This window comes from Bacillus sp. NPDC094077, from assembly GCF_050279465.1.
GTDB lineage: Bacteria > Bacillota > Bacilli > Bacillales > Bacillaceae_G > Bacillus_A.
In genome coordinates this window covers 467,035-488,621 of the sequence record NZ_JBNNUF010000002.1, presented here as the reverse complement: position 1 = coordinate 488,621, position 21,587 = coordinate 467,035, and the positions used below count along the sequence as shown (strand labels likewise).

The window sequence follows — 21,587 nt, the reverse complement described above, 5'->3', positions numbered from 1 at the left end:
ATAAGTAAGGGCGTTTGATTTTCCATGGTTCTAAGCACTAACCATTTGGAATAAAGAAGTAATGTATCAGTTATACTATGTAATATTTCTTCATTACAAAATATGGTGGTAAGTATGACTAAGCAAACAATTACTTTATTTCAAGTTTCTATGATACTCATTGGTAGTATTGGGATAATTAATCATGTCATTATGATTCCTATGTTATTAGATAGCTCGGGTAGAGATTCGTGGATTTCAATCTTATTAGTAAGCGTTATATACTTGATTTGGATTTCATTAATATTCATCATTTATAAAAACATAAAAAATGAACATTTGTTTTTGTGGTTAAAAATTAATTTTGGGAAATTCATTATATATCCAATAATATTCATAGTTGTACTTTATTTGATAACAATTGGTGTCGTTGCACTAAAAGAAACATTAACCTTTTTCTCTTTTTATTTACCAGAAACACCTCGGTTTGTATTAGGAATACTTTTTTCAATGATTTGTTTCTACAATGCTGAAAGAGGAATTCAATCTATTGCACTTACAACAGGTGTTTTGTTACCTATTGTATTTCTACTTGGTTTTTTTGTAATGTTTGCAAATATTCCACATAAAGATTATTCTTTACTTCAGCCAATGATGGAAAATGGAATGAACCCAGTATTTAAGGGGATGGTTTATCCTGCAGCAGGATTTCTAGAGTTAATTTTTATTCTTTTTTTACAACATCACATTTGTTCAAAAGTCAAATTATATCAACTGATAGCTTTGGGTATTGTTATTATTGGTATTACAATAGGCCCAGTTATGGCAGCTATTATAGAATTTGGTCCTTTCGTAGCAGCAAACCAACGATATCCAGCATTTGAAGAATGGAGACTTGTGTCAATAGGAAGGTATATTGAAAATTTAGACTTTCTCTCCGTGTATCAGTGGCTTGTAGGGATCTTTATTCGTCTGTCACTTGTTGTTTTTCTTATTCCAGATTTGTTATCAATTACAAAGCGGAAAATGAAAAATGGGGTTATGCTTGCAATACTTTCATGTATTTTATTAATAAGTATACTACCCATCAGTGACTCTAGTTTCTATTGGTTTGTATCTCAAATTGTTTTACCAGTTTCAGCATTAGGGCTATTTTTGTTTTCTATCTTACTAATAGTGTTTGTATGGGTTGTTACATATAAGAAAAGCTCTTGAAAGAGTATGAGAATGTATTTTATATAAGGTTGCTGAGTTTGAAGGAGACAACGTAGATGAACAAACGAGTAGAATTAAACGAGAAGATAATACTAGAGTGGTTTGAAGGATGCAACGATGTAAAAGTAATAAAGCGTGAATTGGATGAGAAAGAAAAAACGAGGTCAGTATTGTTTATGTATTGTCAAAACTTAATTGACAATACAAAATTAAAACAAGCCACATCATCTCAAGTTTGCAAAGAGCTTTTAAGTAATTCGATAGAAGAATTTAACCTTTCAACATTAATTCCCCAGTTATCAGTAAAGAAATTAGATATAGTAAATTCGAATGAAACTATCTCTCAGATTATATTTGAAGGTAACCTCCTCATTATTTTTGAAGAATCTAAACAAGGATATATAGTTGATATTGCCCAAATACCTACAAGATCCGTTGAACAAACAAATACAGAGATGACCATTCGTGGTGGACGTGATGGATTTGTTGAAGAGTTAAACACAAATATAGGATTAATTAGAAAAAGACTAAAAACGAGTTCTCTTAGTTATGAAGAATTTATTATTGGAGAAAGAACACAAACTAAAGTAGCACTCTTGTATTTAAAAGATATCGCATCCCAAGATATCATTAATCAAGTTCGATTAAAATTAAGACAAATTAAAATAGACGGGATTGTTTCAAGTGCACAAATTGAAGAATTAATCACAAACAATCAATTTAGTGTATTTCCTTTAGTTGAATATACAGGGCGGCCTGATTATGCTGTGAATTGTTTGTTGTATGGGCGTTTTATTTTACTAGTTGAAGGGTCACCAACAGCTACTATTGCACCAGTTACATTTCCTTTTTTTGTGAATACATCTGAAGATCAAGACTTTTTCTATATATTCGGTAGCTTTGTACGACTTGTAAGTCTTTTGGGGATAGCAATTTCTATATTTCTTCCAGGAATTTGGATAGCACTAATTACATATCATCCAGATCAGATTCCCTATACATTGTTAGCTACATTAAGTTTATCAAGAGAAGGGATTCCTTTTCCTGCTCCTTTAGAAGGGCTAATTATGATGACCTTATTTGAAGTTTTGAGGCAAGCAGGATTGCGTGTTCCTGCTGTATTTGGTCAAACATTATCTGTTGTAGGGGGATTAATTATTGGACAAGCTGCTATTAGTGCAGGAATTGTTTCAGCATCTATGGTCATTATAATAGCAATCTCGGTTGTTTCGACATTTGCTTTAACTAATCAGTCAGTAACAGGGATAATAAGCATATTGCGATATGTAGTATTCTTGATATCTTCTTTATTAGGCATAGTAGGATTTATATTCTGTATCTTTGTGATTGTGATACATGTAGTAAATTTACGTTCTTTTGGAGTTCCTTTCTTTACACCATATTCTCCCCCTGTGTTTAAAAGTATGCTAGCAGCCACATTTAGAATTCCTTTCACGTATATGAATAGAAGACCTAAAGAATTGCATACTCAAGATAATACAAGGAAAAGAGAGAGTACTGATGAAAAAAAATAAAAGAATTGTTTTATTTCTTTTTATGTTGTGTACGTTTCTAACAGGGTGTTGGGATCAAAGAGAGTTGCATCACGTCTTGTATATAAATAGTCTAGGCATCGATTTTAAAGATAATAATTATATCATCCGTCCACAATTTATTAATTTTTCTAACATAGCTAAACAAGAAGGGAGCACTACCCGTAATTATAGCCCGGCTTATATTGGAAAGGGAAAAGGACTTATTTTAGATGAGGCAACATTTGATTTTTATAAGAGTGCTCAACAAGAGATCTCATGGGAACATATCAAAACGATTGTTGTAACAGAGAGATTTCTAAAACATGGTGATTTTAATCAATTTAATGATTTTTTCTCTCGTTTTTTTCAGTTTCGAGATACTATGTGGATATTTGGAACTAAGGAGCCTTTAGAAAATATATTAGCGAGCAATAATATTTTAAATATTTCTCAATTATATACAATTATTAATTTGCCACAAGAAATAACCAAGCAATATTCAATTATAGATCCTTTACCTTTATATAAATTCCAAAGAAATTATTATGAACCCGGGATGACAACTCGAATTCCTTTCTTAGCTACGACTAAAACAAATTGGAAAAAAGGGCATACATCATTTCCGATGTTAAAATTTAATGGTTATGGTTTTATAAGTGATAAATCCTATATAAATCATTTAAATAGCCACGATATTGCTGGGGTTCGATGGACGGATGAAAATACGAAACGAGCTCCATTACTATTAAAATTTAATAAAAAAATAATTGGACAAATAATATTAAAAAATCCAAAGATAGATACAAATTTTTTTGCGAAAAAAGGGAAGTTGCACATACTTATGAACATCCATTTTGATGCTGATATTTATCAATTAATAAATTCTATGCCTGTAAATAATTTAAAAAAAATTGCAGAGGACCAAGTTGAAAAAGAAATTAAAAAAACGTACCGAAAAGGAATCGAAAAAGGGATTGACACGTATCAGTTATCACAAACATTATATCGTCAGAATTTTAATTTGTGGAAAAAATATAAAAAAGAGGGGAGAATATCCCTTCAAAATAAAGAAATAGATTTTAATGTCTCGATTAATATAGCTACAAATGGAAAATCTAAAAATATGCGTAATATCATCGAGCATTAGAATAGTTGAAAATGAAAGGAACGTATAATATTAACCCTAAATAGGAGATTCGAACGTGAAAAGCCACTACGATGCGGCGACACCTTCTTTAGAACTGGAGATGAGAGTTCGGTCAGATCAGAGGAGGCTTTTGCCTCCTTAGTTGCCTGATAACACGCTTATAATTCTTAGCGTTTAGATAAGTACAAATCTTTAAAACTATATGTGCTGTAAAATAGGAGCAGTTCTATGATTTATTATTCTTTAATCTTTATTCGTTACTTTTAAAGCATCTAACGTTATTTTAGTTGCATCTGCAATAAGCTTATCATCGTATTTCGCATCCTCTTTAGCATGATTAGAAAGTATCGCAAGAATAATTGGCTTTTTATTTGGTGGCCAAATGATTGCGATATCATTCCTTGTTCCATAAGACCCAGAGCCAGTCTTATCGGCTACTTCCCATTCTCCTGGAACTCCAGCACGAATTAAGTTGTCCCCCGTAGTATTTCTTTTCATCAAATCTATTAAAAAGTTCCGTTTCTCAATTGAAAGTATATCGCCTAGCGCGTAAGCTTGAAGACTAGTAGCTAATGCCTTTGGGGTACTAGTATCACGAGTGTCTCCTGGCTGTACTTCGTTTAATTCTGGTTCAAAACGTTCAGGATTTGTGACAGTATCTCCTATTGCTCTCAGTGATTTTTTGAATTCACTTGGCCCACCTAACTGCTTAAGAATAAGATTTTGTGCAGTATTATCGCTATATCGAATGGAAGCATCCGCAAGTTCTTTCAGAGTCATACCTGTATCTACATATTTTTCAGTAATTGGATTGTAATTCACAAGATCTTTGCTAGTATACTTAATTCTTTGATCTAAATCTTCTATTGATTTCTTTTGTAACAGTGCTCCAACAGCAAGGGCTTTGTGGGTAGATGCGTATGCAAAACGTTCATTTGAACGATAAGTAACAGTTTGATTCGTACTTGTGTCCAATGCATAAATACCAAGTTTAGCATCATATTCTTTTTCAAGTTTAACAAAAGAATGATTACTTGTATTTTCTTGTTTGGTTTGTTTCGGTGGTTCGGATTGAATACTACTATTGGAACAGCCTATAAGCGTTACACATGAAAGTAATACTACAGGTAGCATCTTTTTATAATGTGCAATGTGAAAAAACTTCTTTGAAACTATCATACATTTTCAACCTCTTTCAAGAAATTATGGATTTTGTATAGGTATTTTACATACCGATACAATTAACAAATGTACAGGATAGGACTCATCTTGTATTTCTTGCATTACAAAAGGAGAGAACTACCAAGAACACCTTTTTTATACGTAATAGACAATCTAAGTAACGCATTTGTTCCATTTATGAGTAAGGTTTTTAATATATTCATTAACTTTGTTTTTAAGAATCGCAAAATTCACCTTTCAAACAATTCATCCATTGAATAAAGACAAATCCACTATACTTATCGCGTGGCATTAAACCTTCCCAACACTATTTGGAATATTTTTCAAGTTAATCCTAATACTAAAACAGATTAATAATTTCTCTACTGGAGGTATATGATGACATATCCATTTCGTAATTTAGTATTTGAAGGAGGCGGGGTAAAGGGGAGCGCTTATATTGGTGCAATCCGCGCACTAAGTGAAGAAGGGATTTTACCAGAAATACAACGATTTGGGGGGACTTCAGCAGGAGCTATTACTGCATTACTTTTAGGTCTTTCCATTCCATTCGCAGATATCGTAAAAATCCACAAAGACATGAATTTCAAAGCGTTTAAAGATGATGACTTTTTGCTTATACGAGATAACATTCGTCTGTTTTTTGATGGTTTTGGCATCTATAAAGGTGATTTCTTTACTGAGTGGGTAGGGAAGATAGTTGAAAAGTGGACAGGGAGTAAGGACACAACCTTTCAGCAGTTGTATGACAAAACAGGAAAAGACGTGTTTTTCCAAGGAACAAACGTTTCTACACATCAGCTTCGCACGTTCTCTCGTGAGACTACACCTGATGTCCCGTTAGTAGTCGCCGTGCGTATTTCGATGTCCATTCCATTCTTTTTTAAATCTGTGGAATGGGATAAAGATTATTATGTAGACGGAGGTGTACTGGATAACTACCCAATCCGTTTATTTGATCGGAAAAGTTTTGTGAGTAAAGAAGAACACTTCACGACTACAGACACGATTGATGAGGTTAATAAACTGATAAGTAATACGGATCATCATTTTGCACTAAGAAGCTTACATACGAAATACAATATATCTTTCCTTGATCCTGCAGATGAAATTGTCTACAACAAAGAAACACTAGGTTTCCGTTTAGAATCTCAGGCTGAGATTGCCATGTTGAAACATATAGCAAGTCCAAAAGAACATCATATTGGCCATTCTCTTATTGATTTTGCATGGAATTTGTCTCAAACCATGATCAAAGGTCATGAGAGTGGAAAAACAACAAGAGAAGATGCCGCCCGTACTGTATTTATCAATACGTTCTTTACGTCTTCGATTAATTTTGATATCACAGAAAAAGAAAAGAAAACACTCATTGATTCAGGCTATACTTGTACAAAGGACTATCTTGCTCAGTTCAATACATCTGAAGTTGAATTGTTTAATCGACCCTAAAGACAAGTGCAATGCACGTGGCTTTTTTCAATCACCCTGTAAATTTGTTATTTTTTAGTAGGCAATACTCGAGTGATAGAAAATGTAAAGCAATAATCCGATATTAGGCCAACTGCTGGTGCGTTTTCTATCGTCCTTTCTCAACCCTAGTAATACTATGGTATAAATACCATAATAAAAAAGGAAAGCTAGTTGTTCACTAGTTTTCAATACAATATATGTTTCATTCGCTGCCTTGTTGCCATATACTAATAGTAACATCAGCAGCTATTACATGTTCGTAGCAAGGTAGTAATATTCATTCTCCTCTTGTAAGTCTACAAATATGTCATCTTTTTGCTGTTATAGTAGGGGAAAATATTTAAGTTGGATACAGTGGATTGGGAGAGCCTTAATTGTTATCGCTACTTATTGCGGTCGCCATTTAGAACATAGCATACGTCATAAAACAAAAATCCACCCTATTGATTCCTAATAAGTTTATACTTACCACAAAAACAAACAAACTCGTCCTACTAAGAGGGGAGTTTGTTTGTTTCTTGTTTAGATAATGGAATGTTCATGCAAAATTGTACACTATGTTCCATATTTTTTATAGAATACTTTATATCTAGTGTTTCAAGAATTTGTTTAACAATATATAAACCTAAACCACTTCCTCCAGTATTTCGATTTCTTGATTTTTCAATTCGATAAAATGGTTTGAAAATTTGTTGTATATCTTCATCTTTAATATTGACACCTGTATTTAAAATTTGCATTTTGATTTGACCTTGTTTAGAATCCTCACTTAACTTTATATAGACTTTTTCATTATGTGGTGAATACATAACCGCATTATGGATAATATTTTTACATGCTTTTTCAAAAAGAACACGATCTGTATAAACAGAAAGGTCAGAATCAATTTCTTTTATTATTTGGATGCTTTTTTGAGAAGCGAAAAATTCGAGATCTTTTGTGATTGTACCTATCAACTTTGAAAGATTAATTTCTTCTACTTTTAGTTTAAAGGTGTGTTGTTCTAATTTCGACATGCTTAAAATTTCACGAACTAATTGTTCCATACTTTCAATAATTTGATGATTTTTCTTTAAATATTGATCACGATTTTGATAAGGGCCTATATTGTATATCATCCCTTCTAAGTATCCTTTCATTACAGTAAGAGGGGACTTTAATTCATGTGCTACAATCGCAAAAAACTCTCTGCGTTTTGTTTCTATTTCTCTTTCTTTTTCAATATCATTTTTTAATTGTTGATTTGCTTTTTTTAAATCAAACATAGCTTGTTGTAAGTTAATAGACATGTCATTCAAACTATTGGATAATTCTCCCAACTCATCTGTAGAGCGAACCTCAATTTTTTCGGAGAAATCTAAATTTGCCATCTTTTGTGCACCTTCATTAATATAAATAAGTGGCTTTGTAATAAACCTAGAATAGAAATAAGCACTCCCTACACCAATTACGAGTACAATGATACTAATATAGGGGAGAAAGCGTACTAAAACCTGTGAAGCTTCATCAATCGGTTGAAATGTAGCAAAGACTACAAGCGTTAAACTACCATCTTGGAATTGAATTGGTTTCGTAACGTTATATGAATTGCTAAGTGTATCTGCATTCTCGAATCGTGTGGCTTTAGTAACCACTGTTGTTTGCATACCACTTTCAATAAAAGAAATTGAAGGAGAGTAAATAATTTTCCCCTCTTTATTTTGAAGCAAAAGCATCGCATTATTTTTTTTTGCGTATTCATCAAAAAGTGGTATCGCATCTTGAAACGTAAGATCTTTAGACTTATCAATTATTTCTTTTATCCCTGTTTGAAGTTGATCTGTTTTGTATTGTTCATAAAACGTAGGGAGAAAGAAATATAAAGTCAAATAAATCAATACTGCAAAGGATAACAAAATGAGAGATGTAGTCATAAAGAGTTTATAAGTAATTTGCTTCATCTTCATGATTTTTACAATTCTATTCATCAATTTTATAACCAATACCCTTTATTGTTTTAATGTAAGGGATAGCTAATTTTTTACGCAGGTTTTTAATATGTGTATCAATTATTCGTGTTTCTCCCAAATAATCGTATCCCCAAACTTTTTCTACGATATTTTCTCTTGTGAGTACTTTTCTCTCATTTTGAAATAGTAGTTGTAGAATTTCAAACTCTTTTGTCGTTAATAAAATTTCAATGTCATTTACATATACTTTATATGCATCAACATCGACACACACTTCTTTAAACACCAAATGATTATTTACATTGTTATCATAACTTCTTCTTAGTACAGCTTCGACTCGTCTAATCAAAACATGAAACGAAAAGGGTTTTGTTATATAATCATCGATTCCAAGATCAAATCCTTTCATTTGATCTTCTTCTTCCTCTAATGCAGTTAGCATAATAATTGGTACGTTCGACTGACTTCGAATCATCTTGGAAACTTCAAATCCATTAAGATTGGGCATCATTACATCTAGAAGAATTAAATCAAAGGATTGCTTATTAAATTGTGTCATACCCTCTAATCCATCTGATGCAACTACAACTGTATACTGTTGTGTCATTAAAAATTGTTTAATTAATTCCTGAATTTCTTGATCGTCCTCTACCACGAGAATATGATAGTTCCTCATAATATCACCTCTGGTAGTCATTATAGCCTTACTATCTGTAGTTTATGTGGAGATTCATTAGGAGACTTCATAGGAAGTTTATCGTGTTAACTCCACGTTCAAGATTGTGTGTTAGCAGCTAATAAATATAAATAGCCATATTACTTTTTTGGGGTGAATAATTGTGTGCTTAAAAATACTCATCGTATAAAAAAATGAACGATTAATATTTACGAAAAACTAATGTATAATAATGTAAATTGGATGTGATTTCTTAAACTGTATGAAAATATATTTTCGCTTCTTTACTAGAAGGTGAAAAGGAAATGAATTTCAATATAAAAGAAGCAACTGAAATTCTGGAGCGTGCGCCACAAACTGGGGAGTTTTTTATCTCATTTATCCGGCGAATGGCTATATTGTAATGAAGAGGAAGGAACTTGGAATACATTCAAAGTGGTTGAGCATCTAATTGATATGGAGAAAAACAATTGGATTCCAAGGCTAGAAATTATCCTCCGGGAAGGTGAAAATAAATCCTTTTCTCTGTTGGATCGTTATTCCCATTTAAATAACAACTCTCTTGGTAAACCAAAAGTTTGAAGGTACGAACTAGGGATTATTTATATCATGCGAGAAAGGTTGTGAAAATATTTGAGGGGTTATAAAGCAATGTTATTTGATTTAGATGATACGTTACTTGATAGGGATATGGCAGTAGATAAATTGTTTTCAATTATTTTAGAGAAGTTTTATGGAGATGTTAAACAACATTTAGTAAAAAACGAAATGTTACAGAAATTCAAGAAATATGATAAAAAAAGCTATGGCCACAATGACAAAGTAAAAGTCTTGGAATCATTTTTTGATGAATTCCCACCGAAATATAGATTACCACGCAATTACATTCAAGATTTTTGGAATAATAATTTCCCTTATTGTTTTTCTATAAACCAAAATACTATAAATATCTTAAATACTTTAAAGATGCATGTTAAAGTTGCAATTATTACAAACGGCTCAACGGAGAGGCAAAAAGCGAAAATTATAAATACTAATTTAAATAGTTGTTTTGATACGATAATTATTTCTGAAGAAGTGGGATGTAGTAAACCTGATAAACGCATATTTGAATTAGCATTAAATAAGCTAAATGTACAACCGGAAGATACATTGTTTGTAGGTGATGACCTAGAAAAAGATATTGGTGGCTGTCATAATGCAAATATAAAGGGTATATGGTTCAATCCTAATATGATTAAGAATAATACCGACAAAAAACCATATGCCGAGATTACTTCTTTTGATAGTTTATTAAGTTATTGTGGAGAGATACATTTTCAAAAATAGTGATAGATTACCCTTAATTTCATTGACCGTATGGGAAGTTTAACAATATTATTCATTTACAACGGCATAGGGAGAGTATTGAGCCAGGGCAAATCATTTATGTGTGTTAATGAAGAGCTGCAAAGCATGTTTAATATATGCCTTATAAATTATAGAGGAGTGAGACTGTGGAAATAAAGAAAGTAGTAATCAGCGAAATAAATATTGCGGTCATAAGAAATGATACGCTAGTGATATCCGACGTTCAATCTGCATTGGATCTTATGGCCACAGTTCAATATGAGGCAGATGCGAAACGTATTATTATCCACAAATCATTAATAAATGAAAGCTTCTTTGACTTAAAAACACGTCTTGCGGGTGAAATTCTTCAAAAGTTTATAAATTACAAGGTGAAGATTGCTATCATTGGGGATTTTTCTATGTACGCTAGCGAAAGCTTAAAGGACTTCATATATGAGTGTAATAAAGGAACTGATATTTTTTACTTAGCAACTGAAAAACAAGCAATTGAAAAATTAAGTACATTGAAGTAATAATCATATCCACTTAAATATCCCTCTTTTTCACGTCGTTTATTACTATAAGTTATCTATACAATATACGAGAACTAACGTTCGCGATAAACTAAGAGATGGATAAAGGGGGCGTTTACTTGAACAATTTTAATGATATAATCCAAAATTTAAATAACATAGTATATAAACCTAATAACTTAATGATCACTAATTTAAAAGAAGAAAAACAAAATTCTAAGTATGCAGGGTGGTTATTTCACTTAAATAACAAAACGATACGTTTTAGAGTATCAAAAATTACTCCTAATAAAATTGGTCAATTTGTTTCTTTTTGGGAGAAAAATGAAAACATGCAAAATCAAGCATTTTCTTATGACTCTGCTCCTGACTTATTAGTTATCACTTGTATTGACAATAATAAACTAGGGCAATTTATTTTCCCAAAAGGGATTCTTCTTAAAGAAAAAATATTGAAAACTCAAAGTCAAAAAGGAAAGATGGCTATGAGAATTTATCCTGTTTGGGATACCCCTGTTAGTAATCAAGCTAGAAAGAGCCAAATGTGGCAACTTCAATATTTTGTTGATTTAAGTGATACTAATAATTTATCCATAGACAAGCTATTAAATTTATATTCGTAGCTTCTTGTTTTAGTTTTGTATGCGGTTTCGAAAGAAGTAATCGTTGTCGTCCCAGAGTACAGAAGAGGCATTTGTAATGATGCCTCTTCTGTACTCTCCATATTAAGTTATCTTGTGAATTAGAATTTTTGTACCGGTACAGTTAAATGAAATGTACATTGTTACAGTACCCCATCAAATATACAATCAGCATATACTATTTTGACTAATAACTATTAAGGGGTGCTGAATATGACAAGTTTACAAGACCAACTCTTTACAAGATTGAACCTTGAAAAACGTACTGAAATAAAATTTGAAGAATTAAGTACAATACTTTTTGCATTTGCCCACACAATACCGTTTGAGAATTTAGATGTTATAGCAGGTAATACGAATAAAATCTCTATGGAAAACCTACAGGAAAAAATTTCAAGAAACTCCCGTGGCGGACTTTGTTATGAATTAAATACTCTTTTTTACTATTTTTTAAAAGATTGTGGTTATGATGTACAGCTAGCATTAGGTACTGTTTATAAAAATGATATAAACGCCTGGGCACTTGAGGACGGGCATATAACAATTATTTTAAATTATGATAACGTACTGCACTTAATTGATGTAGGTATTGCTTCATTAGTACCTCTTGTTCCTGTACCTTTTACTGGTGAGTCTGTTTCTTCAAAAAATGGTTCGTATCGAGTGAGACGAAAAGATACAAGTAAAGGAAATTATGTTCTAGAAAGAATAGATGTTGATGGAGACTGGAAAGTTTGTCATGCTTTTTATAATCATATTATTGATGAGTCAGTAGTAAACGATGTTCAAAGAAGAGTGGTAGAAGATGAGAAGTCTATTTTCAATAAAGGACCAATTGCAGTAAAGTTGACGAACGCTGGTCATGTCTCTTTAACGAATACTAGTTTAACTGAAATTATTTATGGAGCAAAAACTAAGCGTGAAATTACAGAAGATCAATATAGAGAGCTTTTATATACTTTATTTGCTATTGAGTTGTGAATAAACAAATAGCCGGGTCTTATTCGGAATCGGCTATTTCTATAATTATTGATTTGAAACTAATATGTTGTTAGAAATTTGGTATAGATAATGTTTTAAACGTTTCTGCCGCTTCTTCATATATTAAAAATGCGTTATTTCCCCTTAATTAAGAGGTACATACGGGTATAAAACCACTGAACTTTGTTCTTTCGAAACAGAATCATACCATTTAATGTTTGATTTTCTTAATAGATATAATACACTAGAACAGTATAAAAAGTATGTACAATTGAATGTAAAGGAAGATTATTATGTCAGTTATCGATAAATTGAAACTTAATAAGTATACAAATATGGTCGTTATTAACGAACCAAGTGATTATGACATTTTTGCAGGTAAAGAAACTGCATTTTCAAAAGAACACGATGCTATTTTTATTTTTGTTGAAACGCTTGATGAAATGGTGAAACAAACGAATTTTATTATTAGTAATGAAGAATTACTAATTGAAAAAGGTTATGTGTTTTTTGCATATCCGAAAAAAGGTAATTCTCGTTACAGTACTTTTATTCATCGTGATGAGATGTTTCCAGCATTACATGTTGGGGAAGATGGGTATGTAGGAAAGAGCGATATTAAATTCGCACGAATGGTAAGTATGGATGATGTCTTTACTGTTGTTGGTTTAAAACGTGAAAAGAAAAAAGCGAAGAAAACACCTGCTGCGAGTCAATGTGTGGCTGATTATGCAGATCGTATTCAAGATGTTGAAGCATTATTGGCTAATCATCCAACTGAACTTAAGTTTTATCAAAATTTAACTCCTGGATACCAAAAAGATTGGGCGCGTAATCTTTTTTCTGTAAAACAAGAAAAAACACGTGAAAAACGTCTTGAGAAAATGATTGAAATCCTTTCACAAGGTTATAAAACAATTGAATTATTCCGTAAGAAGAAAAAATAACGATTAGGAAAGTCACAATGATGCAACAATTAATTGCAATGCGTACATTGAAAAAAGTACTCCTTCCATTATACTAAGGAATGTTCTTATATTTATATAATTAGCAAAAGAGAAAAGGTGTTTGAAATGAAATCATATATTGTAGTTGGATCTGGAATTTTAGGAGCGTCTACTGCTTATCATCTTGCTAAGGATGGTGCGAACGTTACTATCGTGGATCGCCAACAATTAGGGCAAGCAACGGATGCAGCAGCAGGTATTGTCTGTCCATGGCTTTCACAACGTCGTAATAAAGCGTGGTACAAAATCGTTAAAGGCGGTGCACGTTACTATTCTTCGTTAATTCAGCAATTAGAAGAAGACGGTGAAACAGATACAGGTTACAACCGTGTAGGTGCAATTAGTTTACATACTGACGAGAAAAAACTAGATCAAATGGAAGAGCGAGCGTATAAACGCCGTGAAGATGCTCCGGAGATTGGTGAAATCACTCGCTTATCAGCTGAAGAAACGAAAAAATTATTCCCAGCATTATCAGAAGAATATAGTTCTGTTCATATAAGTGGTGCTGCACGAGTAAATGGAAGATTATTACGCAATGCTTTAATAAGCGCTGCGAAAAAACATGGTGCAACTTTTATAAAAGGAGATGCCATATTAGTACGTGAAGGAAATCATATTACTGGAGTTACAGTAAACGATGAAACAATTTTAGCAGAAAAGGTTATTGTAACTGCAGGCGCATGGGCGAACGAAATCTTGAATCCATTAGGAATTAATTTCTTAGTTACATTCCAAAAAGGACAAATTGTTCATTTACAAATTGAAAATACAGCAACAGGAAATATGCCAGTTGTTATGCCACCAAACGATCAATATATTTTAACGTTTGACAATGGTCATGTCGTAATTGGTGCAACACATGAGAATGATACTGGTTTCGATCACCGTGTAACGGCTGGTGGTTTACATGAAGTATTCCATAAAGCATTAACAGTTGCACCTGGCTTAGAAAATGCTACAATGCTTGAAACGAGAGTTGGATTCAGACCATTTACGCCAGGATTCTTACCTGTCATTGGACCGCTACCTAACTTTGAAGGTATCCTTATTGCAAATGGATTAGGAGCTTCTGGTCTAACTGCTGGTCCATACTTAGGATCAGAACTTGCTAAACTAGCGCTCGGACAACCTATTGAATTAGATTTAAATGATTATGATGTTGCTGGGGCAATAAAATAGCAAAAAAAGATTAGGATTTGCTCCTAATCTTTTTTGCTGTTTTTCCGGGCGTTTATATCACAATTAATTCCAAAACGGGACATTATGAATAAATGAAATGGTCAAAACTTCCCGACTTCCCGCCTTTAATTTTGATAATAATAGAACAACACACATCATATTCTTCTATTAAAAAAGAATTAAAAGGGGTGTAAAGTTAATTGACAAAAGTTAAGATTCGTTTACGACCCATTGTTCATAATATAAATTTACCAACTGTATTGAAAACAACTATACTTCCAGGTGAATCGACCGAAAGACTATTTATCGCAACGCAATTAGGAGAGATTTTTCACATAGGAGACGGAGCTATAAAGACATTTTTAGATATTCGTCAACGGATTATTAAATTAGGCACATCTGAAGAAGGTGTTTCTAGTAGTGGCTATGATGAACGAGGATTGCTTGGACTAGCGTTTCATCCACAATTTCATCAAAACGGTTTATTTTATCTTCATTATTCAGTAGCTGGAACTCAAGGGTCGGGTGCACTTTCTGAACAATTTAAACCGAATCCTTGTGACCCTAAAACGTTAAACTTAAAGTGGGTTAATAGAAATACGCAATATGATCATATTGATACAGTTGAAGAATGGGTTGTACAATCACATGGTCAACCTCAAAAACGACGAACATTACTGAACGTAAGAAGGCCATTTTTTAATCATAACGGCGTTAATAGTTTAAATTTTTCACCGGAGACTGGAAAACTTGTTTTTACAAATGGAGATGGTGGATCAGGTTATGATCCATTTAATTTAAGCCAATATGATTTAGAAATAGCAGGGAAAATAATTGAAATCGATGTAAGTAAAAATACATTCATAAATAATCCTCCAGTAGTTACGCGCTTTAATGAACTTCCTCTATCTATACAAGAAACACTTACAGTAATGGCGAAAGGGGTTCGTAATATTACCGGTATTTCATTCCAAAGGTTTTATAATCAATATATCAAATACACCGGAAATGTCGGGCAGGATATTGTAGAGTCTATTTTTTCATTTGTTCAATATAAACCAATACCGGTTACCGAACTTGTTCAAATGCATGTAATGAGATTCACTCCCAATCAAGATGGATTTATTAATTTTGGTTGGCGGGGATGGGAAGGAGAATTACCTACTTCTTTTATAAGGCACTGTTCTGAGAATCCTACTTTGGATGAGAGGACAATGGCTTATTATGATGAAACAATACAAACATCAGTAAAGCGAATTCAGCCTCTAATTAGTTATTTTCATAAAGACCCCAGACCGGATAAGTTTGGAGGAACTTCACTTACAGGAGTTCAGCCATATATGGGAACTGCAATCCCGAATTTAAATGGTAGTGTTGTATTTACTGACCTTGCTGAGAAAGAAGATTCTCGACCTCCCGTTAAAGGTGTGTTAGCGTATACTAGAGCAGGTACAGACGGTAAACATACTGACTTTCATGTTATTGAAACCGATTATGATTTTGGTACGCAAGCAGCTTATTATATGAGTTTAGGAACAAATTTGGATCAAACCAGGTTATATTTAGGAGTTTACGGTTCTATGAAAGTAACTGATTTTAACAAAGGTACCATTTTTGAAATTATTCCTTGATACGATATACACTCGCAGTTTAAAAATATAAGGAATTCATTTTGTTTCAAAAAACACAATTTGTCCACCTAAAAGTCTTCTATGTATAAACTTCTATTGTATAGTGATTCATAACAAGCAGAAAGTAACTCATAAACCGTAAGTGTAAGAATAATATAGAAAGTGATGAATGAGGTATCTTTAGGGGGGATTTTAATGAATCGCTTTAAAAGCTATTGGTGTCAACTTATGATAGAGAATGATGCGAACTTTGTTCATAAAAGAAAATTGTCCCTAGCAAATAAGTTAGTGATTACAGCTTTAATGAGTGCTTTGGCCACCATTTTTCAAGCAGCGGGGAACTTAATTCCTGGTATAGGGTTATTCATTAGTCCTTTTGCGACGTTACCGATTTTTTTGGCTATTTGCTACTCTATTCGTGAGGGAGTACTTTCTTATATTCTTACTATTTGCCTATTATTTATTATTGAGCCAAGTGAACTAATTGTTTTTCCCTTTACTACAGGCTTATTAGGTATAGCCTTAGGACTATCCTTTTTACAATTAAAGAGGAGAATTTGGGTTGTTTCATTTTCAGCGACATGTCTACTGATAGGTATTGTGATCGTTCTCGATATTTTCCGTTTTCCAGTACTTGGTCCTACTGTTCATACAACTTTGGATATAAAAGTTATTTTATTAATATTCATACTGAGCTTTCTATACTGCTGGATATATGCAGGTCTTTGTAGAATAATGATGAATAGATTATATAAAGTATTGTATTAATAATGTCATAAAATATTTTTGAACGAGTATATGCTGTGATGCGATATAAGTTCGAAAAGAATCAGTACATATGATAAGGCTACTGTTTAATACCAAAATAATTTACAATCTAAACTTTTCCCGGATATTTTCATAGATTGGAGAATTAATTCATGACTAACCTTGCGATTAGAAGGCCGAATTCGAATGATATAGATGAACTATACTTGTTTTTCCGTATAGTTATTACGAATACATATAAAAATGAAGGATTGTCACAATTATTGGATGACATAGAAAATGAAATTAACTCGAAAAAGCAATATTTGAAAAATGATTTTGATAGTAATGGAGAAAATCGTTACTTTTTATTAGCGATAGATACAAATAACGATAAAATCATCGGAACAATTGAAATTGGTCCAGCAAGTACGTTGATTAATAGTTGTACAGGCGGTGTACTTAAGGATTTGTATGAAATAGGAACTGTATTTATACTTCCGGAGTATCAAAGAAAGGGTATAGGGAGTTTACTACTAAATACAATGTTTCTTACATTACTTAGCAGAGGAATAACAGAATACTGTTTAGATAGTGGATACAAAAATGCACAAAGTATATGGACGAAGAAGTTTGGAGAACCTAGTTATGTACTAAGGGATTATTGGGGAGAATCAAGTGATCATATGATTTGGAAGAAGAGTTTACATGATACACCTATAATATTTGAATTATAAAATGAAATATGCCTCTGAACATAGCTTTTCTTACGTATGTATGCTATTATTTATCTTTATAATAAAAGAGGACGTGAATGAACTTGATTAAAATTAGTATCCCTGAAGTTGATGTTACAATTACTGAACGTAAACAAGTTATTAAAGGAGACGAGCCAAGAATTACTCCAATCAATGGTTTTATCGACTTCCACTTGTTCCCTAGAGATAAAGGCGGCATTTTTATGTTTTACAATATTAATGACGAACTTCTTTTCGTAGGTAAAGCTCGTAAAATTAGACAACGTATTAAAAAGCATTTTGAAGACAATGTTTCACCAATCAAAAACCATCGTGATGAAGTATACCGCATTGATGCATGTATCGTAGAAGATCCAACAGAAAGAGAAATTTACGAAACATATATCATTAATGAATACCAAGCGAAATATAACGTTGATAAAGTATTCTACAAATAATCAACATTAAATAAAAAACAATCCTAGCCAATACGCCAGGATTGTTTTTTATTTAGATTCATTCTTCATATTTTTCTCCTTTTTTTAAATGATTAGCAGCAATAAAACAGAATACACCTATAAATATAAGTACAATTCCAAGCGTTTTATGTTTCCCCTCAAAGAAAGGAATGTCTGAAATAACATTTGTCATACATAGTCCTAAAAACACAAGGATAGGCCCCACCCAAAGTAATACATTGCCGAATTTTGTATGCCTCCACATATTAACCCACCTCGACTCTCCTTACATATATATCCATAAAATAAAAGTAAATTCATAGAGAAATATAGTTTTTTTCATATCGAAAATTTAACCTTCATATATTGGTACAAGCAAACGAGAAAGGAGACCATCATGAATTGGTTAGAAGCTTTTATTTTAGGTATAATTCAAGGTTTAACAGAGTTTTTACCGATTAGTAGTACAGGGCATCTTTATTTGGGAAGGCATTTGTTTCAATTAGATGAAGCAGGATTGTTTTTAGATACGATGCTGCATATTGGGACTTTGCTTGCAGTATTTATTTATTACAAAAAAGAATTTATATATTTAATTAAAAATCCATTTTCAAAGCTAATGTTATTACTTATTGTTGGGACGATACCTGCGGTTGTAATCGGCTTACTATTTAAAGACTTCTTTGAAGATATTTCAAAAACAGGTATCACCATTGGTTGGGAGTTTTTAGTGACAGGTTTATTTCTATACATGGCCGATAAACACAAAAATGGTCGTAAAAAAATGGTCGACATTACATATAAAGATGCATTTATCATTGGTTCATTTCAAGCGGCTGCTATTTTCCCAGCAATTTCTCGTTCTGGTATGACGATTGTCGCTGCATTATGGAGAAAGCTAGACCGTGAAACAGCTGCTTATTTTTCTTTTTTATTATCAACGCCAGCCATTGTCGGAGCTATCATCTTGCAATTTGTAGATGTTTTTCAAGGAAAAGCAGAATCTATTTCTAGTACATCATTAATTGTTGGAACGTTATCAGCAGCTTTCTTTGGATATATAGCAGTTTCATGGATGATACAATATTTAAAACGTCATTCCTTAAAAGGATTCGCGTATTACGTATGGGGATTAGGTATTATAATTTTAACGTTGCAATTTACTCATGTGTTTTAATTATAATGATAAAGAAGCAATTTAGTTAAGATCCTGTTTCATTTATACACGACAGGATCTCTTTTCATTAAGGGGGAAAATATGTTTAATAAGGCTATTGTTATTGGTGGAAGTATGGCGGGAAAGTTTGCAGCAAAAGCATTATCAACTTCTTTTAAAGAAATAATCATTTTAGAATCTGGAGAAAGATGGGATGGAAAAGCTTCGAGAAAAAGAGTTCCACAAGGCAATCATCCTCATGTGTTATTAAAAGGCGGAGAAAAAGCAATTGAAGACTTGTTCCCAACTATTACTAATGAATTAATAGAAGCGGGCAGCATCGTAAATAACTTTACTCGTGATTTAAAATGGCATCAATTTGGTTTATGGAAACAGCCATTCATAGGAGAAGTACATATGATTCAACAAAGTCGTCCTTTACTTGAATGGCATATTCAAAAACGAATTGATCAAATTTCAAATATCACCATTAAATATGAAACATTGGTTAAAGGGTTATTAGTAGATGGAAAACTTAACAAAGTGTGCGGAGTAAAAGTTAAACGTTTAGAGACAAGTACGCAAGAAGAAATTCATGCAGATATTGTTGTTGATGCGAGTGGATTTGGTTCGAAAAGTATAGAGTGGCTACGAGAATACGAAATTGAAGTGCAAGAAGAGAAAGTTCGTATTGATTTATTTTACGCAACGAAAATGTTCAAACTTAAAGAAAATGAGGAGTTAGACTGTTGTAATATGCTAATGTCTCCAAGTTTTCCTGAAAATCCTTATGGTGTTCTTATTCAAACGATTGAAGATAATCGTTATTTTGTTACTTTCAGTGGATATGCAAATGAGAAGGCACCACAAACAGATGATGAGTTTTATGATTTCGCTGAAAATCTATCAATCCCTAATGTGACAGATTTTCTAAACAAAGCTGAGGGAATTACTGATATAAAGACATACAAAATTCCTTATCAAGTACGTCGGCGATTTGATTTAGTTAATAATTTACCAGAAGGATTGTTAGTAGTTGGAGATGCACAATGTCGTTTTGATCCCGTTTTCGGTCAAGGTGTTTCAGTTGCAGCTATGGAAGCTCACCAGTTGCAATTACTTCTGCAAGGTAGAAAACAGCTTGATAAAACATTTACACGACAATTTTATAAAAAGACAGCTAACATCATACAAACCCCTTGGGATATGACAACAACGGAAATATCGCGTCACCCACAGCTAAAGGGAGAGTTAACTACGAAACAAAAATTTCAGCTATGGTATACGAAACAAATATATCGACTATCTGCAAGTGATTCTGACGTTTATCTTCGATTAGTACGAGTGATGAATTTGATTCGTAGTCCATTTCATCTATTCCATCCGAAAGTGCTACTTGCTGTATTACTTAATCGAAAGAAATAGCAGGAAAATAATTGATTAACAAAGAATGTATTACAGTTAGTAAATTAAGAAGGAGTATACGTGATGGAGATATACATAGAACAACTAAAGAAACAAGATGCTGAGGAATTATTTGCGTTTGAACTTACGAATAAATCTTTTTTTGAAACAATGGTACCAAATCGTGGTTCGCAATATTTTGATTTTGAATATTTCCAAAAACTACTAGACGATTTATTAATAGAACAGGCGGATGGAAATTCTTATTTTTATTTAATTCGTAATGAAGAAAAAGAAATTGTAGGACGAATAAATTTAGTAGATATAGATACGGAAACTCGAATCAGTTCGTTAGGTTATCGAGTCGGAGAAAAGTTTACTAAAAAAGGGGTTGCAACAGCAGCTGTAAAATTAATTTTAGACGTAGCGAAAAATAATAAAATTAATGAGGTTCATGCTAAAACAACGACTAATAATCTCGCATCACAAATTGTACTAGAAAAAAGCGGATTTTCTTATAAAGACGAAGCAGATATAACTTCTGTAGAATTAAACGGAGAACGTGTAAATTTTGTACATTATATTTGGAGAACTACTTCGTGTTCAAAATAATAGGGGGGAC

The 21,587-nt window shown here is 32.5% G+C and carries 21 protein-coding genes; 17 read left to right on the top strand and 4 right to left on the bottom strand.

Features of this window, described 5'->3' with window-relative positions:
* Positions 1–114 precede the first annotated feature (114 nt).
* Genes ACQKNR_RS07405 through ACQKNR_RS07395 form a run of 3 tightly spaced genes read left to right on the top strand, consistent with a single transcriptional unit; the run spans position 115 to position 3,876 of the window.
* The gene (locus tag ACQKNR_RS07405) at positions 115–1,194 is read left to right on the top strand and encodes an endospore germination permease (RefSeq protein ID WP_427316571.1); all 1,080 of its coding nucleotides are present in this window, start codon (positions 115–117) and stop codon (positions 1,192–1,194) included.
* Positions 1,195–1,250: 56 nt separating this feature from the next.
* On the top strand, positions 1,251–2,729 hold the full coding sequence (locus ACQKNR_RS07400) for a spore germination protein (protein ID WP_400485245.1): 1,479 nt from the start codon (positions 1,251–1,253) through the stop codon (positions 2,727–2,729).
* Positions 2,716–3,876 (top strand): Ger(x)C family spore germination protein, encoded by a 1,161-nt coding sequence (locus tag ACQKNR_RS07395; protein ID WP_400531396.1) that lies wholly within the window; start codon positions 2,716–2,718, stop codon positions 3,874–3,876. The genes ACQKNR_RS07400 and ACQKNR_RS07395 overlap by 14 nt, the downstream gene beginning before the upstream one ends.
* A 243-nt stretch (positions 3,877–4,119) precedes the next feature.
* Here the strand turns inward: ACQKNR_RS07395 and bla are convergent, their stop codons facing one another.
* A complete protein-coding gene (bla, locus tag ACQKNR_RS07390) occupies positions 4,120–5,055 on the bottom strand; it encodes a class A beta-lactamase (protein WP_427316569.1) in 936 nt (311 codons plus the stop codon).
* Positions 5,056–5,436: 381 nt separating this feature from the next.
* Between bla and ACQKNR_RS07385 the strand changes: the two genes are divergently transcribed.
* Positions 5,437–6,510: a patatin-like phospholipase family protein gene (locus ACQKNR_RS07385; protein WP_427316567.1), complete on the top strand. Its 1,074-nt coding sequence runs from the start codon at positions 5,437–5,439 to the stop codon at positions 6,508–6,510.
* Positions 6,511–7,025: 515 nt separating this feature from the next.
* Here the strand turns inward: ACQKNR_RS07385 and ACQKNR_RS07380 are convergent.
* Together ACQKNR_RS07380 and ACQKNR_RS07375 are read right to left on the bottom strand one after the other, a co-directional pair.
* Entirely contained in the window at positions 7,026–8,498 is a 1,473-nt protein-coding gene (locus ACQKNR_RS07380; protein WP_427316565.1) for an ATP-binding protein, read from the bottom strand.
* Entirely contained in the window at positions 8,491–9,156 is a 666-nt protein-coding gene (locus ACQKNR_RS07375) for a response regulator transcription factor (RefSeq protein ID WP_427316563.1), read from the bottom strand. Before ACQKNR_RS07375 ends, ACQKNR_RS07380 begins: the two co-directional genes overlap by 8 nt.
* A gap of 651 nt (positions 9,157–9,807) precedes the next feature.
* Here ACQKNR_RS07375 and ACQKNR_RS07370 point away from each other — a divergent pair.
* The 10 genes from ACQKNR_RS07370 (at position 9,808) to ACQKNR_RS07325 (ending at position 18,405) form a co-directional block, all read left to right on the top strand.
* Complete coding sequence (locus ACQKNR_RS07370) at positions 9,808–10,485, top strand: HAD family hydrolase (protein WP_427316561.1); 678 nt, start codon at positions 9,808–9,810, stop codon at positions 10,483–10,485.
* Positions 10,486–10,652: 167 nt separating this feature from the next.
* Positions 10,653–11,021 (top strand): DUF4180 domain-containing protein, encoded by a 369-nt coding sequence (locus ACQKNR_RS07365; protein ID WP_427316559.1) that lies wholly within the window; start codon positions 10,653–10,655, stop codon positions 11,019–11,021.
* 119 nt (positions 11,022–11,140) lie between these two features.
* Positions 11,141–11,644 (top strand): MepB family protein, encoded by a 504-nt coding sequence (locus ACQKNR_RS07360; protein WP_427316557.1) that lies wholly within the window; start codon positions 11,141–11,143, stop codon positions 11,642–11,644.
* A 231-nt stretch (positions 11,645–11,875) separates the two neighbouring features.
* Complete coding sequence (locus ACQKNR_RS07355; protein WP_427316555.1) at positions 11,876–12,643, top strand: arylamine N-acetyltransferase family protein; 768 nt, start codon at positions 11,876–11,878, stop codon at positions 12,641–12,643.
* 293 nt (positions 12,644–12,936) lie between these two features.
* Entirely contained in the window at positions 12,937–13,590 is a 654-nt protein-coding gene (locus tag ACQKNR_RS07350) for a YdeI/OmpD-associated family protein (protein ID WP_427316553.1), read from the top strand.
* 126 nt (positions 13,591–13,716) lie between these two features.
* Entirely contained in the window at positions 13,717–14,832 is a 1,116-nt protein-coding gene (locus ACQKNR_RS07345) for an NAD(P)/FAD-dependent oxidoreductase (RefSeq protein ID WP_427316551.1), read from the top strand.
* A gap of 200 nt (positions 14,833–15,032) precedes the next feature.
* Complete coding sequence (locus ACQKNR_RS07340; RefSeq protein ID WP_427316549.1) at positions 15,033–16,463, top strand: PQQ-dependent sugar dehydrogenase; 1,431 nt, start codon at positions 15,033–15,035, stop codon at positions 16,461–16,463.
* 195 nt (positions 16,464–16,658) lie between these two features.
* Positions 16,659–17,231: a hypothetical protein gene (locus ACQKNR_RS07335; protein ID WP_427316547.1), complete on the top strand. Its 573-nt coding sequence runs from the start codon at positions 16,659–16,661 to the stop codon at positions 17,229–17,231.
* A 152-nt stretch (positions 17,232–17,383) separates the two neighbouring features.
* A complete protein-coding gene (locus ACQKNR_RS07330) occupies positions 17,384–17,947 on the top strand; it encodes a GNAT family N-acetyltransferase (RefSeq protein WP_427316545.1) in 564 nt (187 codons plus the stop codon).
* Between the two features lie 77 nt (positions 17,948–18,024).
* A complete protein-coding gene (locus ACQKNR_RS07325) occupies positions 18,025–18,405 on the top strand; it encodes a nucleotide excision repair endonuclease (RefSeq protein ID WP_427316543.1) in 381 nt (126 codons plus the stop codon).
* A gap of 58 nt (positions 18,406–18,463) precedes the next feature.
* On the opposite strand, the gene ACQKNR_RS07320 is transcribed toward ACQKNR_RS07325, so the two are convergent.
* Positions 18,464–18,670, bottom strand: a complete 207-nt coding sequence (locus ACQKNR_RS07320) for a hypothetical protein (protein ID WP_427316541.1) — start codon at positions 18,668–18,670, stop codon at positions 18,464–18,466.
* Positions 18,671–18,802: 132 nt separating this feature from the next.
* On the opposite strand from ACQKNR_RS07320, the gene ACQKNR_RS07315 reads away from it, so the two are divergent.
* From ACQKNR_RS07315 to ACQKNR_RS07305, 3 genes are all read left to right on the top strand, one after another.
* Complete coding sequence (locus ACQKNR_RS07315; protein WP_427316539.1) at positions 18,803–19,582, top strand: undecaprenyl-diphosphate phosphatase; 780 nt, start codon at positions 18,803–18,805, stop codon at positions 19,580–19,582.
* Between the two features lie 81 nt (positions 19,583–19,663).
* Positions 19,664–20,986 carry an FAD-dependent oxidoreductase gene (locus ACQKNR_RS07310; RefSeq protein WP_427316537.1) on the top strand — a complete coding sequence of 441 codons (1,323 nt, stop codon included), beginning with the start codon at positions 19,664–19,666 and terminating at the stop codon, positions 20,984–20,986.
* 63 nt (positions 20,987–21,049) lie between these two features.
* A complete protein-coding gene (locus ACQKNR_RS07305; protein ID WP_427316535.1) occupies positions 21,050–21,577 on the top strand; it encodes a GNAT family N-acetyltransferase in 528 nt (175 codons plus the stop codon).
* Positions 21,578–21,587 lie beyond the last annotated feature (10 nt).